At 59.2% G+C, this 14,635-nt stretch carries 12 protein-coding genes; 2 read left to right on the forward strand and 10 right to left on the reverse strand.

Annotated elements, in window-relative coordinates; genetic code table 11:
• Positions 1-17: 17 nt before the first annotated feature.
• The 10 genes from MR825_RS00250 to MR825_RS00295 form a co-directional block, all read right to left on the reverse strand.
• A complete protein-coding gene (locus MR825_RS00250) occupies positions 18-686 on the reverse strand; it encodes an RraA family protein (RefSeq protein ID WP_243204621.1) in 669 nt (222 codons plus the stop codon).
• Positions 687-785: 99 nt separating this feature from the next.
• The gene (locus tag MR825_RS00255) at positions 786-1,400 is read right to left on the reverse strand and encodes an RraA family protein (protein ID WP_287877923.1); all 615 of its coding nucleotides are present in this window, start codon (positions 1,398-1,400) and stop codon (positions 786-788) included.
• A gap of 15 nt (positions 1,401-1,415) precedes the next feature.
• Complete coding sequence (locus MR825_RS00260) at positions 1,416-2,771, reverse strand: UbiD family decarboxylase (RefSeq protein ID WP_287877926.1); 1,356 nt, start codon at positions 2,769-2,771, stop codon at positions 1,416-1,418.
• A gap of 16 nt (positions 2,772-2,787) precedes the next feature.
• On the reverse strand, positions 2,788-4,689 hold the full coding sequence (locus MR825_RS00265; RefSeq protein WP_287877929.1) for a TRAP transporter permease: 1,902 nt from the start codon (positions 4,687-4,689) through the stop codon (positions 2,788-2,790).
• A 79-nt stretch (positions 4,690-4,768) separates the two neighbouring features.
• Entirely contained in the window at positions 4,769-5,830 is a 1,062-nt protein-coding gene (locus MR825_RS00270) for a TAXI family TRAP transporter solute-binding subunit (protein ID WP_287877931.1), read from the reverse strand.
• A gap of 89 nt (positions 5,831-5,919) precedes the next feature.
• Positions 5,920-6,939 (reverse strand): TAXI family TRAP transporter solute-binding subunit, encoded by a 1,020-nt coding sequence (locus tag MR825_RS00275; protein WP_287877933.1) that lies wholly within the window; start codon positions 6,937-6,939, stop codon positions 5,920-5,922.
• 40 nt (positions 6,940-6,979) lie between these two features.
• A complete protein-coding gene (locus MR825_RS00280; RefSeq protein WP_287877935.1) occupies positions 6,980-8,935 on the reverse strand; it encodes a TRAP transporter permease in 1,956 nt (651 codons plus the stop codon).
• Positions 8,936-8,994: 59 nt separating this feature from the next.
• Complete coding sequence (locus tag MR825_RS00285) at positions 8,995-9,660, reverse strand: RraA family protein (protein WP_287877938.1); 666 nt, start codon at positions 9,658-9,660, stop codon at positions 8,995-8,997.
• 1 nt (position 9,661) lies between these two features.
• Positions 9,662-11,302 carry an FAD-binding protein gene (locus MR825_RS00290; RefSeq protein WP_186906093.1) on the reverse strand — a complete coding sequence of 547 codons (1,641 nt, stop codon included), beginning with the start codon at positions 11,300-11,302 and terminating at the stop codon, positions 9,662-9,664.
• A gap of 27 nt (positions 11,303-11,329) precedes the next feature.
• The gene (locus MR825_RS00295) at positions 11,330-12,535 is read right to left on the reverse strand and encodes a 4Fe-4S binding protein (RefSeq protein ID WP_186906094.1); all 1,206 of its coding nucleotides are present in this window, start codon (positions 12,533-12,535) and stop codon (positions 11,330-11,332) included.
• A 476-nt stretch (positions 12,536-13,011) separates the two neighbouring features.
• Here MR825_RS00295 and MR825_RS00300 point away from each other — a divergent pair, with 476 nt between their 5' ends.
• Both MR825_RS00300 and MR825_RS00305 read left to right on the forward strand, forming a co-directional pair.
• On the forward strand, positions 13,012-13,605 hold the full coding sequence (locus MR825_RS00300) for a UbiX family flavin prenyltransferase (protein ID WP_186906095.1): 594 nt from the start codon (positions 13,012-13,014) through the stop codon (positions 13,603-13,605).
• 4 nt (positions 13,606-13,609) lie between these two features.
• Positions 13,610-14,272 (forward strand): GntR family transcriptional regulator, encoded by a 663-nt coding sequence (locus MR825_RS00305; RefSeq protein WP_186906096.1) that lies wholly within the window; start codon positions 13,610-13,612, stop codon positions 14,270-14,272.
• Positions 14,273-14,635: the final 363 nt, after the last annotated feature.

Here is a 14,635-nt window from a genome sequence, read left to right on the forward strand (position 1 = left end):
TGTTGGATGTGGGACTGTCAGGTCTCCTCACGGGTCTGCAGGTTGTGGTAATGCACCTTGGCGCGGGCCTCCCGCAGCGGTACGCCGCGGGCCACGCTTTCCTCGATCACCGCCTCCTTGGCGGCAATCTCTTTGGCTACTTCCAGAACGCGCGCGGCTTTTTCCTGGGGGATCACCACAACGCCGGTGGCGTCGCCCACCACCAGGTCGCCGGGCGCTACCCGGACGCCGGATACCGCTACCGGGACGTTGATCTGGTCTACCTCCACCCGGTCCTTTCCGGTGACCATATAATGGCCTTTGGTAAAAATGTTGTAGTTCAGCTTATGGACGGTGGGCAGATCCCGGCAGACGCCGTCGATCACCGTCCCGGCGATCCCCTTGTGGGTGGCCGCGATGGACATCAGGTCCCCCCAAACGGTACACCAGGTCCGCCCGCCGTTGTCGATGACCACGACCTCGCCCGGCTTCACATCATCCAGAAAATCGCCCACGGTCCCCTTCACGGTCCCGCAGGGAACATAATGCACGGTAAACGCCCGGCCGCAGAGCGCCGAGTCGGGATTGACGGGCTTGATGCCCTCCAATCCGCAGGGAATGCCCAGCCGGTCCATTGCGTCGGACAGGCAGCAGGTGTCCATCTGGCGGAATTCTTCCACCATCGCGTCGGTAATCATAGGTTCCATCATTGCGCGTCCTTTCCGGTTTCGGAAAGCCTGTTTGTACCCCCGCGGAGGAGCGGTGCGCAGCGGTTTTGAGCGGGCTGCAAACGGGCTTTCTGTGCCTCAGAGAATTTTAGAGAATTGGTAGATCTCGGCGGTGGTCCTGCCCTGCTTCAGTTCCTCCAGGACCCGGACCTCCTTCTGGGCGATAGCCTCCGCGCCCTCCAGCACCGCTTCGATGTTTTCTTTTGCCACCACGACCACGCCGTCCCGGTTTCCCACGACCAGATCGCCGGGCCGCACGGGCACGCCGCCGCAGACGATCGGGATCTCGGTCTGCCCCACCGTTTCCTTGACCGTGCCGCCGGGATTAAAGCCCCGGGAAAACACCGGGAAGCCCAGCGCCTGGATATCGTCCGCATCCCGGCAGGTACCGTCGATGACCAGACCCCGAATCCCCCGCTGCATGCAGGCAAAGCACATGATCTCTCCGATATGGCCGCCGCCGGTATAGCCGCCCGCATCAATCACCAGCACGCTGCCGTCCGGCGCCTCTGTAATGGCCTTGTGGATGGCCAGATTGTCGCCGGGGTGACAGCGCACCGTGTAGGCGCGCCCCACCATGTGCAGGCTGGGGTCCACCGGCCGGATGGCCGGATCCATGCTCCCCCGCTTTCCGTTTGCATCGCAGATATTGCCCAGCGGAAGGCGCTGGAAGCGCTCCATGACATGTTCCATCGTTTTTCTCTCCTTTTACCGGCCGCAGATCAGCTCTTCCAGATCTACGTCCTCTGTACCCGGGACCTCCACCGTCTCCGGGAAGTCTTTCAGGGGCTTGGTGGCGTCGATGCCCACTTTAGTCACCACATAGCCGTTATAGGCGGTGGGGTCCAGGGGGTGTCCCTTGGCGTTTTTGATCATAAACGCGTTTTGATCCGGTTTGAGCCGGGTGGCGATAGCCTGAAGGACGGCGCTGTCGCTGTAAATGTTCACATCGTCGTCCACCACTACGACGTATTTAATGAAGGGATCGGAAGCCAGCACGGCGCCGACGGCGTTTTTGGCCTCGCCCTCATGCCGTTTGTGGATGGAGACATAGCAGCTCAGCCGGCAGCAGCCGGACGGGGGCATGAACACATCCTTGACGGTGGGGCAGGCCATACGGACGGTTTTGTATATCGTGCTCAGGCGCCCGGTGCCTCCCAGCAGCTGGTGATCCAGATGTCCGGAGAAGCAGTCCAGATAGATGGGCTTTTTGCGCATGGTGATGGCGGTGACCGTCACTACATGGTACATGTGGGGGCCGCCGTACATGGTGGTGAACTCTCCGAAGGGCGCCTCCATCTGCCGTTCGGTGGCGCTGACATAGCCCTCCAGCACGATCTCCGCCTCGGCGGGCACTTCCAGATCACAGCTCTTGCACTTGACCAGCTCCAACGGCTGTCCCATCAGCGCCCCGGCCACGCCGTACTCATCCACGCCCACCGGCACAAAGCTCAGGCATCCCAGATAAAACGCCGGATGATGGCCCAGCGTAATGGCGATGGGCATATCCTCGCCCCTGGCCTCATACTTGCCGTAAATATAGTTGACATGGCTGGCCTCGGACATATGGATCCCCAGTTTGTTCTTGCCATGGAGCTGATGCCGGTAGACCCCGATGTTCCGGATCCCGGTATCCGGGTCCTTCGTCACCGAGGCGCCGCAGGTCACGTAGGGGCCGGCGTCCAACGCGTTGTGGGTCAGTATGGGCAGCTGGTACAGGTCCACGTCTTCCCCCTGAAGGACGATCTCCTGCACGGGTGCGGATTCTACCATGACCGGCTCGATGCGCTTGTCCTCCCGCTCCCGGTAGACGGCGTTGAGCTCCGCATCGGTGCATCCCAGCGAAAGGGCCAGACGCTTCCGGCTGGCAAAGAGATTGCTCACCACGGGATATGCGCCGCTGCCGATATCTTCAAACAGACAGGCAGGGTACTTCTCCTCTGCCTCCAGCTTGGCCAGAACGGCGGAAACCTGAAACTTCGGGTCCAGGTGTTTCTTGATCCGGACGACCTCGCCAGCTGCTTCTGCTTCCGCCAGGAAGGTCCTCAGATTCGGATTTGCCATACAAAATCACTCCTCTTCACTGTGTTTTTGCTTCCCTTTGCCCCGCCGGGGCAGCCGCGGCTTTTTTCGGCGGATGCCAGCGCAATCCCCTGCGCAGCACGATGCCCGCCGCAATCAGGGCGATGCCGATCAGGTCGGTCACGGTGCCCGGGATCATCAGGGACAGGGAGCCCGCCACGAACAGGATCCGAATGACGGGATGGAGATAGCCCTTGAAGTATCCCTCGGACGCAAACGTAAAGAAGAATACGCCCAGAGTGGCCGTGATCAGCGCCAGGATGGTGTTCATGATGCCGTCGCCGCCCTGCAGCAGGAGCACCGGGTTAAAGGCAAAGATAAAGGGGATGATATACGCCACCAGTCCCATACGGAAAGCGGTCCAGCCGGTCTTCATGGGGTCCGTATGGGCCACCGCGGAGGCGGAATAGGCCGCCAGGGCCACCGGAGGCGTGATCGCACCCACGCAGGAGAAATAGAACACAAAGAAATGGGCCGCCATATTGGTGATCCCCATCCCGGTCAGCGCAGGTACCGTCAGCGCGGCCATAATGATATACACGGCCGTGGGCGGAAGCCCCATTCCCATGATGATGGACGCCACCATGGTAAGGATGAGGGCCAGGATGGGACTGTTGCCCGCGATCTGCATCAGCAGGCTGGAAAATTTCACGCCCAGGCCGGTGGCGGACACCACGCCAACGATAATGCCTGCACAGGCACAGGCGGCGGCAATGGAAAGCGTATCCTTGGAGCCGGATATCAGGGCCTCCGCAATCGCCTTGGGGCCCATCCGGGTCCCCTTTCGGATCATTGCCAGGATCAGGATCAGGATGACGCACCAGAACGCGGATTTCAGCGCGCTCCACCCATTTACGATAAGCACGATCAGCAGCACAATGGGGATGAGCAGCTGCCCGCGATCCCGCAAAGCCGCCTTCCAGTTGGGCAGGTTCTCGGCTTCAATGCCGGTCAGGCCGCTTTTGGCCGCGCAGATATCCGCGTAGACCACCAGACTGATGTAAAACAGCAGCGCAGGCACCACTGCGGCCAGGACCACGTTGCCATAGGGAACTGCAAGGTAATCTGCGATCAAAAATGCAGCGGCGCCCATGACCGGAGGCGTGAACATGGAGCCGGTAGCGGCCACCGCCAGAATCGCCGCCCCCTCGATCATGGGATAATGGGCCGAATTCAGCAGGGGCAATGTGAACGAGCCGGTCGTGACCACGTTGGCCACCGGCGAGCCGGAGATGATCCCCATCAGCGCGTTGCTCAGGATGGTAGCCTGCGCCGGCCCGCTGCGCTTTCGCCCTGTAGCGGCCAGAGACAGATCCACAAAAAGCTGGCCCGCGCCGGATTTCGCAAGGAACGCGCCAAACAGCACGAAAACGATGATGTAGGTGGCGGAAGTGCCCATCGCCATGCCGAAAATGCCTTCCGATGTGGTATAGAGGAAGGAGGACAAGCTGCTCAGCGAAAAGCCCTTATGCTTCAGCGCGCCGGGAATATACGGGCCGAGGAAGGCGTAGGCCAGCGCAATGATGGCAATGATGGGCATCGCCATGCCCATGGTGCGCCGGGTGGCTTCCAGCACCAGGAGGACACCGATGACGCACAGCGCGATCTCCCAAACCGCAGGATCTGCGATCCGCAGCGCGTTCCTCTGCCATGTGAACACCACGTACAGGGTCGCCAAAGCGGAAACAGCCGCCAGGGCGATATCCAGCACATTGATGTTTTTTCCTTTTTTAATGGGGTACAGCAGAAAGATGCATACGATCATAAAAAGCCAGTGGATGCTCCGCTGGGCCATAGCCGACAGCAGGCCAAAGCCGGAGGTATAGAGTGCGAAAAGAGAACTGACGATCAGCAGCACATACGCAACACGCCGGCAGCCAATCTGAATTTTGGATTCCATAGTTGCTCTCCTTTTTCAAAACACACGGTGCGGGCGGGCCATACGGCCCGCCTTCACCGTGTCTCAATATACGGAAGACTCAGTCAATCAGGCCCTTTTCCTGGAAAAACCGTTCGGCGCCGGGGTGAAGGGGGATGGAGGTCTGGGTGGCTGCCTTTTCCAAGGTCAGCCCCTTGGCAGAGGGCTGAGAATTGTGGATCTTTTCCAGGTTTTCATCGGTAAAGAACAGGCTGCACAGGTCGTATACCACGTCTTCCGGCATATCGCTGCTCACGATCACAATATTGGGGGTACCAAGGGTCAGGACGTCTTCGCCCTGGTTGTACATATCCGCGGGGATGGTCACGGGCACAAAATAAGTGTACTCTTCCAGAATTGCGCTCTGCTCCTCTTCCGTGAGCGCGAGGAAGCGGAAGTCCGTATTGCTGGCAACCAGCGTGGAGACCGCAGAGGTGGGGATTCCGCCGTACACAATGGCGGCGTCCACGTGGCCGTCGGTCATCATCGTGACCCCTTCGTCATAGCTGACATAGGTAGGCGTGATGTCGGAATAAGACACGCCCTCATACTCCAGGCAGGCGGACAGGCAGGTAATGGCGCCGCCGCCGGCAGGGCCGACCGCCACCTTTTTGCCCTTCAGATCGGCAAACGTCTGGATGCTGGAGTTGCCGGGCAGCACCACCTGCATCACGCCGGTGGAGAGCCCGCCGAACAGGCAGCTGATGTTGTCCATCTGGGCCCCTTCATAGGGATCGATGCCGTTCTGGGCGTTGTAAGCCAGGTAGCCGATAGTAATGGAGAGTTCGCAATCTCCGTTGTTGGTCAGCTTGCAGTTCTCAATGCCGCCGCCGGTGGTCTGCACCGTGGCGGAGATGCCGAGGTCGGAGGTGGAGACGATGTCGGACATGACCGCGCCGATGGGATACCAGGCGCCGCCGGAGGCTGCCGTACCAATGGCGATATCTTTGATGGTCTTCCCAGTTTCGGGCGCCTTTGTCTGCTCGCCGGGCTGACTGCTGCTTGGGCTGCCGGTCTCATTGGCGGCATTGCCGCCGGACGGGGAAGACGTGCTGCATCCCGCTAGCAGAAGGGACAGCATCATAGCTGCGGCCAACAAAGCCGCCCATACTCTTCTTTTCATTTCAAGGTACCTCCTTCAAGTTTTGTTTGGGATCGGTTTGTGATAGACTCGTCAGGCCGTTTTCTGCCTCTTTCAGGGCGGATCGTCTCTCAATCCAGCTCGAAGCCCATCTCCTCATAGAAACGGCGCGCACCGGGATGCAGGGGGACCAGCGAATCCTTGTATCCCTGGAAGTCCATTGGTTCCAGAGACGCATGGATGGTATGCAGGTACTCCAAATTCTCGTAGATCGCCTTTGTGATCTGGTAGACCGTCTCCTCGTCCATATCCGCGCTGCAGACCAGGATATCCTGTACGCCCAGGGAGGTGATGTCCTCATCCAAGCCGGCATAGGTTCCACCCGGGATCACCGCAGCGTCATAATAGGGCAGGTCCGCCGTGACCTTTTCCAAAATATCAGGCTCCATGCTGATGATGCTGATGGGATTTGTGACCGCTGTGGTAGAAATAGCCTCCAGCGGGGGCGCTCCATGCGGAACGTTCACGTCGATCCGTCCGTCCGTCAGGGCTTCGCCGCCATCGGCATAGGACATATAGCTGACGGTCATATCATTCATCGAAAGATCCCAATAGGGCAGAAGTTCTTCAAAAATCAAAGCTCCGCCGCCGCCCGCCGGACCAATGGAGACTTTCTTTCCCTTCAGGTCCGTCATTTTGGTAATGCCGCTGGATGCCAGGGAGTTAAACTGGATGATGCTGTACTGCAGAGAGCAGATGCCCATGATGTCATAGGACTGCTCAAAGGGGGCCACCCCGTCGATCGCCCGTATGCCGGCATAGTAGTTGGTAATCCCCAACTCAGACTCGCCGGTCCCGACTTTGATGGCATTGCCTGTAGATCCCTGGGAAACTACGTTATTGACTGTGATTCCGTCTACATTCTGATTGATTACCTCCGCCAGGCCCGAACCTACAATATAGTAGGTTCCGCCCAAGCTGGCCGTCACCAGGGAGTACACCTGGTTTCCAGCCGGTGATGCGCTCTGGGGCTGCCCGCTGCTGGCGGGCGCAGGTGTTGTCGTGGCGGACGAATTTCCGCCGCAGGAAGCCAGGAAGAGAAAACCGGCAGCAAGGGTACCGCACATGAGGCGCTTCATACTCTTTTTCATCTTGACAACTCCTTTTCCATTCAGCTTATAACAAACCATACTAAGCCGCAGCGATCGGCGGGTATTGGGATGCATCCTTTTTCTGCAGGATGTGAAGGATCGCCCAGAGCGCTATGATGCCAATGGTGGCGATCAAATCCGCCCAGTTTCCGGTATCCAGGAAAATCAGAGCGCTGAGCACGGCGAACGCGATCCGGATATAAATGGGAAGCTTTCGCTTTCCAAGAAAGCCGGATACCGTAAAGGTCATGCTGATCACCGCTATCACTGAGAAGCTCACATCGATCAGCGAGGGAAGGAACGGGGTACCGATGAGCATGATACTGGGCTTATAGACGGCCAGGAAAGGCACAATATAGCCGGCCAGCCCCAGGGTAAATGCCGTCCAGCCAGTCTTCATGGGGTCTGAGCCCGCGATCCCTGCCCCGGCATATGCCGATAGCGCTACAGGAGGGGTGATGGTCGAGATACAGGCAAAGAAGAAGATAAAGAAGTGCGCCGCCAGCGGGGTCACACCCAGCTCAATCAGTGCAGGGCTGGTGAGCACAGCCAGAATGACATAGGCCGCCGAAGTGGGCAGCCCCATGCCCATAATGATCGCCGCCAGCATCGTCAGCAACAGCATGACCAGCAGATTGCCGCCGGAGAGCTGGATCAGGATGGAGGAAAAGCGCAGCCCAAGCCCGGTGAGGGAGATAACGCCGGAAATGATGCCCGCACAGGCACAGGCGATGGCAACCGCCGCCGCAGAGTAAACGCCGTTTTGGATGGCATGTACGATGGACTTCCATCCCATGCGCGTGTCCTTTTTGATCGCTGCGGTGGCGATGAGGAGGATAATGCTCCAAAAAACAGATTTCCCGGGGGAATAGCCGCTGACCAGCAGGAAAATGAGCACCACCAGAGGGATGAGCATATGGCCCCGCTTCTTCAGCGCCGTTTTGATGGAAGGCAATTCAGACGCTTCAAGCCCTTTCAGACCGTTCTTTTTTGCCTCTGCGTCCAAACAAATGAACAAGTAAAAATAGTAAAGCAATGCCGGAACAAGTGCCGATACAGCCACGATGCCATAGGCCACGTCACAGTTCGTTGCGATCATAAAGGCGGCCGCCCCCATGATGGGCGGCATAAACTGCCCTCCACAGGACGCCACAGCCTCTACCGCGCCGGCAAAATGAGATTTATAGCCGCCCTTTTTCATCAGGGGAATGGTAAACGTGCCGGTAGTGACCACGTTGGCCACAGCCGCCCCGGAGATCATACCGAACAGGCAGCTGCTTACCACAGCCGATTTGGCGGGTCCGCCGCGGAAACGTCCCACCAGTCCAAAGGCTACATCGGTGAAAAGCTCGCCGCCTCCGGACTCCTGCAGGAAGGAACCGAAGAGGATGAAGAGCACGACATAAGAGGCCGAGACGCCGATCGGCATCCCGAAAATGCCGTCCGTGCTGGCAAACAGCGTGCGGACCACCTGGTTCAGGGTAAAATCCTTGCTGGCAAAGATGCCGCTGATATGGCCGCCGAAGAAGGCATACGCCAAAAAAATCAGGGATACGATCACCAGCGGGATTCCGATCGCCCGCCGGGTCAGCTCCAACACCAGCAGCACCAGAACGATCCCTACGATCGTATCCATGGTGGTGATAAAGCCGAAATTGCGTGCAATCCGGTCCCAGGAGAAAAACAGATAAATGCAGCACGCCGCAGTCAACACGGCAAAAATGATGTCATAAACAGGGACCTTATCCGTATGTCGCGAGGGATTGATTCCATAGAGCAAAAAACCCAAAAAGCCGATATACATCCAATGGAATGCCCGGAGTTGAAGCTCTGTCATAGCGCCGAATCCGGCGTTATACAGCTGAAAAACGACACCTACGACGCAAACAGCAGTAGCTATGATTTCGAGTGCTCCGGTCAGGTTCCGCTTGGTTACAACCGCCTGCTTCTCAGGCTTTTCCGCTCCTGATGCTTCTTTCTTCCGGAATAAACTCATTCGCAGTGTCCCCCTTTTCCGTTTGTTTCCAAACCACAGGGCTTCCGGCGGGCATGGAGTTACTTCAGCATCCGCTCATACTGGAACGCCTCGTCCACCTCAATCATGGTCTTTCCTGCGCGGATCTGCGCTACCATCCCCTCTTCCTTCCGGAAGAGCTGCTCGGCCTTATCCAGCACCTGGTCCACCCATTCCACCGGGACCACTACCACGCCGCTCTTATCGCCCATGACAATGTCTCCGGGGCGGACCTGAACGCCGCCGAACTGGACCATGACGTTCGTGGCCTCCTCCTGGACCCGTCCGCGGGCCGTGGCCACCACGGTTCCGCGGGCGTAAACCGGAAAATTCAGCTCTACGCAGTCATCCAGATCCCGGCAGGCGCCGTCGATGACCACGCCGGAGATGCCCTTCACGCTGGCCCCGGTGGCCAGAACGCCGCCCCAGCAGGAGGTGTCGATCCGTCCGCCGTTATCCACCACGATCACATCGCCCGGCTCCGCCGCGTCGATGGCCCGCACACCCAGATGATATTTGCCCTTGGTCTGGCCCGCGGCGGTCATCTTCAGCGTTACCGCCGGTCCCAGGACCTTCTCCATGGTATGCCACATAGGCCGGATGCCGTAGGTGGCGCCATGGATGCCCAGCGCATCCATGGCGTCGGAAACATTTGTCGTCGAGAGCGCCGCGAAGCGCGCCCGGTATTCTTCCGTAAACCGTTCCATATCATTTCGCCTCATTTTCATCTTGGCACAGTACCGCTTCCCCGTCGGCGCCCCGGCGGAAGACCAAACGGCGGCGCCATTCCGGCGCTGTCTCCGGATGATCCTCCCGGTAATGGGTGCCCCGGCTCTCCGTCCGGGTGAGCTGCGCCATGGCGAACAGTCTGCCCAACAGCAGACGGTTGCGCAGCGGTGCGGAGATGCCCGGCCGCAGGTGCGCTCCGGTAAAGTCCAGCACACGCTGAAGTCCCTGGCTATTGCGCACCACCGTCAGGTTCTGGTAGTACAGCCGCTCGCTCTGAGCAATGAGCGCCCGCTCCTCCTCGTCAGGCTCCAGGCGCGGTCCCGCTTCTTCCAGGACCACCGCCGCAGCCGGCGCAGAGGCCGCATGATCCGCGGCGGCCCGTCCGGCGCGGTAGCCGAAGACCTGGGTATCCGTCAGATTGTTTCCGCCGGGCCGGTCCGACCCGTGGACGCCCCCGGTGATCTCCCCCGCCGCGTACAATCCCTCGACTCCGGTGAAGCCGTTGGTGTCGATCAGGATCCCGCCGTTGAAGTTCTGCACCGCCATGGTGACCTGCAGCGGTTCCACGGCACAGTCGATCCCCGCCCGGAGCAGCGTGTTGTACGTGATGGGCGCCTTGGCCAGCAGTTCTTCCCGGGTCACGTGGGACACATCAAACCATATGCCGCCCTCTTCGGTGCCCCGGCCCTGGGCGATTTCCTGGAAGATGCCGATGTCCACATACTTGGCGTCTGTACGGACCGAGAAGGGATAGGACATGGCCTTCCGATCCAAAGCCTCCTCCGGGGTCGTGCCGCCTTGGCAGTATCGCGCCAGGAACTCCGCGCCATCGCGGTTGGTAAGCTTGGGCAGAAACCGCCACATATGGCTGTGGATAATAAAGGTAAGCCCCGGGCAGACCACCGCCGGACCGATCTGGAAAAACTCCATATTGACGAACCGGCACCCGGCCTCATAGGCCATAGCCCAGCCGTCTCCGGTCTGGGTCGGCGGCGTGACGTTGACGGAAAAAATGCTCCCTGCGCCCCCGGTGGCCAGGACGACCGCCCCGGCGCGGATTCGCAGCGCACCAGCCTCATCCCGACCCCAGGCGCCGCAGACACGGCCGTTTTCCTCCCGGCAGAGCCCCAGTATGGACACCTGCTCCAACAGGCGAACGCCCTGTGCCAGCGCGGCCTGCTTGAGGCAGCGGGTAATCTGACGCCCTGTGCTGCCGCCGCAGGTCAAAGAGCGGGCCCTGGTGCACCCGGAGAGCTTTTGCTGCTCCAGATGCCCGCCCCTGTGCGCGAAAGGAACGCCAAGCTCCGCCAACTCCCGTACCCGGTCGGCAGCCTCGTGGGCCAGGACCCAGCAGAGGGCCGAATCGCCCAGCCCTCCGCCGGTTTGGAGCGTGTCCTCCAGGTAGATCTCCGGATCGTCCCCGTCCCCCTCACAGTTGAAGGGCGCGTTGATGCCCAGAGCCTCCGAGGCCACCATATTGGTGCTGCCGCCGGTCTCATACCGGCCGGTGACGGCCAGGCACACCTCTAATTCCGGGTGCGCCCTCTTGGCCTCGTAAGCGGCTCTGGTGCCGGCGGCGCCGCCGCCGACCACCAGAACGCCGCATTGAAGTTCTCTCACTTGCAGGACCTCCTGGTCAAAGCAACATTAATTCGCCCGCTTCTGGGGAGAGGTCATGGACACGGCGTTGGCCGGGCAGACCTCCATGCACATGCCGCAGCCGTCGCACTTGTGCTGGTCGATGACCGCGCCGCACTTGGTCAGGGTAATGGCGTCATAGAAGCAGCTGCGCTTGCACACGCCGCACTTGGTGCACTTGTCGTAGTCCACCTTGGCGTACACGCCCTCGGGCGCGCGCTCCACCTGAGCGGTCTTCAGGACGTTGGGCAGGGCGATGCCGCGGATATCGTCCAGAGAGCTGTAACCGCGGGCATCCAGCCACTGGCTGATGTGCTCGTTCCACTTCTTGGCCACGTCGTACCCCTGGAGCATGATGCCCACGCCGGACTGCACCAGAGAAGCGCCCACCATGGTGTACTTGATGATGTCGCGCCAATCCCACACGCCCAGACCGGCGATGATGGGAATGCTCAGCTTGTTGGCGGCCAGCGCGCAGTTCTTCAGGCCGTAGCCGATGAAGTAGGGGCCACCCCAGCCGCCCTGGGCGCCGGGGCCCACGGGACGGGCCTGATCGATATCCAGGTCAAAGCCGGAGAAGCGTGCAGACAGGTTGATGCACTGGGCGCCGGCTTCCTGGCAGGCCAGCGCCACGGAAGACTGATCCACGGTCTGGGGAGAGACCTTGACGCTGAAGGGCTTCTTCAGCAGGTTGGCGCAGGTACGGACCACGTCGGCGGTCATATCCACGGCTCCGGCGCCCATCTTGACGCCCATGTCGGCGGCGAAGGGGCAGGATACGTTCAGCTCCACCCAGTCGGCATTGGTCTCGTTCACCAGGCCCACCATCTCCTGCCACTCGTCCAGGGTAACGCCGGACAGGCTGGCCATGACGATGCCCTTATCGCCCACTGCGTCCTTGGCCCGGTTTACATCCTCCATGTACTCCTGGTAACCAAAGTGGGAGCACTCCTCCAGGGAGTTCAGCGTAAACGCATGGGGCAGGGACTGGGGATAGCCGGGATAGGTCTTGTAGTCATAGAGCTTGAAGCGGGGACGGGGGAAGTTGCGGCCCAGCTTGCCTTTTTCACCGAACAGGGACTTCACGATCACGCCGCCGGAGCCGCCCTCAATGCCTTTCTTGACGCCGATCCAGTCCATAGAAGGAGAGGCAGAGCCCACAATAACAGGATTGGGGAACTCCACGCCAGCCACGTTTACCTTCAGATTCGCCATATTCTTGTTCCTCCTTAAGCAATTCTGATTGAATACAATGAGCATACAATTTAGAACAAAAAATAAATTGTTTGAAGTTTTTTATTGAAATTGTATTTTCATTGTATACAACCTTGTGTCACATATTCTAGCGGAATCTCTGGTATATTTCAATAGCCTTTTTCATATTTTTCGCCTCTAATTGGTCTTTTTCGATAATTTCATCGCTTCCGCTAAAATGTACAGGGTTGTTTTAGTTATTATTTTAAAGCGATAAATAGAAATTAAATGCATTACTTTTTGTATAAAAGCAAATATGTCCGTAAAAAAGTTCTTATTTTGACCAAAAACTTAAAAATTCAAGATTTTACCTTGACATGGAATGTCAAATGGTCTACAATAAGCACAGATTGTATACAATGTGAAGAGGAATTTTAACGTGCAGCACCGCTTGTACTCTCATTTTGGGGTGTGAACCGACAACAAGGAGGGGTCGTATGGAGCGTCCACGTATCGTGGTGGGCATCTCCGGCGCCACCGGCGCCATTTATGGAATCCGTCTGCTGGAACTGCTGCGGGAATGCAGTGATGCAGAGCTCCATCTGGTGGTCAGCCGGTGGGCGGAGGAGACCATCCGCCTGGAGACGGACTACACGCCGGAACAGGTCCGGGCCCTGGCCGATGTGTCCTATCAAGCCGACGCACTGGGGGCGGCCATTTCCAGCGGCTCGTTCCGCACGATGGGAATGATCATCCTGCCCTGCAGCATGAAGACATTGAGCGCGATTGCCAACGGGTATGACCATGATCTTCTCGCCCGGGCGGCGGACGTGACTTTGAAAGAGGGCCGCCCGCTGGTGCTCTGCCCCAGGGAGACGCCTCTCAACGCCATCCACCTGGAGAACATGCTCAAGCTGAGCCGCCTGGGAGTACGGATCGTGCCGCCCATGCCCAGCTTTTATCACCGCCCCAGACAAATCGAGGATCTGATCCGTTATCAGGTGGTTCGGGTGCTGGACCAGTTCGGGCTCCGCGCCGGAGAGGACGGCCGTTGGGGCGCAGCACCCGCTGAGTCGAAAGGAGAAACGTAACATCATGGGAAAACGCGGTTTAAAAAATGTAGCTTACGATTATTTGCTGGATGCGATCATGTCTTATGAGCTGAAGCCAGGGCAGGCCATCGTCGAGCAGGACATATCGGATCGGCTCAACATCAGCCGCACTCCGATCCGGGAGGCCTTCAAGCAGCTGGAATCCGAAGGGCTGGTCCGCCATCTGCCCTCCCGGGGGACCTTTGTGACCAATCTGACCGTGCAGGACGTGGAGGAGATCTTTCAGCTCCGGGAGCTCTTTGAGATCACCGCCCTGAAAAGTGCGATCAACTGCATCACCGACGACGAGCTGGACTACATTGAGGACCGGGTGCGTTATCTGGACGATAAAAAAAGCGAAGAACCCCCCACGCAGGAGGCCTTCTATCGCTCGGACCGCGACCTGCACATGATGATCATGAAATATTCCGGCAACTCCCGCATGATCAAATTCCACAAGACGCTGGAGGCCCAGCTGGAGCAGCTGCGCCGGATCTCGGCCATGACGCCCAAGCGCCTGGTAAAATCCCGGCAGGAGCACCTGGATATCATCTATGCCCTGCGCACGCGTGATCTGGTCAGCGCCACCAGGCATCTCTCCATCCACCTCCAGAACATCAAGGAGAGCACGCTGAACGTCTGCAGGAACATGGTCTCGCAGTACTGACCGCCCGCCAGGCACAATCGCAGAAAAACGCCAGGTGTGGCACCAATGCATATGGCTCGGCCCGCAAGCGGCTTCGACACGCTTGGGAACATCTCAGGCGGGGGGCCTCTGCAAAACAGAGGACCCCCGCCTCAGCTTGTCGAAAAAGGCTAAAGGCCTTTTTCGACAGAGGGGTACATGACGGCCAGGGCTCGATTCCTGCGGAAAAGTCGCCCTGGCCGTCATGAGAGGAGTCATTTCCGACGCGCATGTCGCCGGAAATGACGGAGCTTCCTTTCCTTCCGTCGTCTGTGGACGACGGAACTCTGCGAGGCCTTCCCCCGGGAGGTTTTTTGACGGTCTGAGGCGGGGGGCCTTTGCAAA

This window comes from Lawsonibacter sp. (assembly GCF_022777125.1).
GTDB lineage: Bacteria > Bacillota > Clostridia > Oscillospirales > Oscillospiraceae > Lawsonibacter_A > Lawsonibacter_A hominis.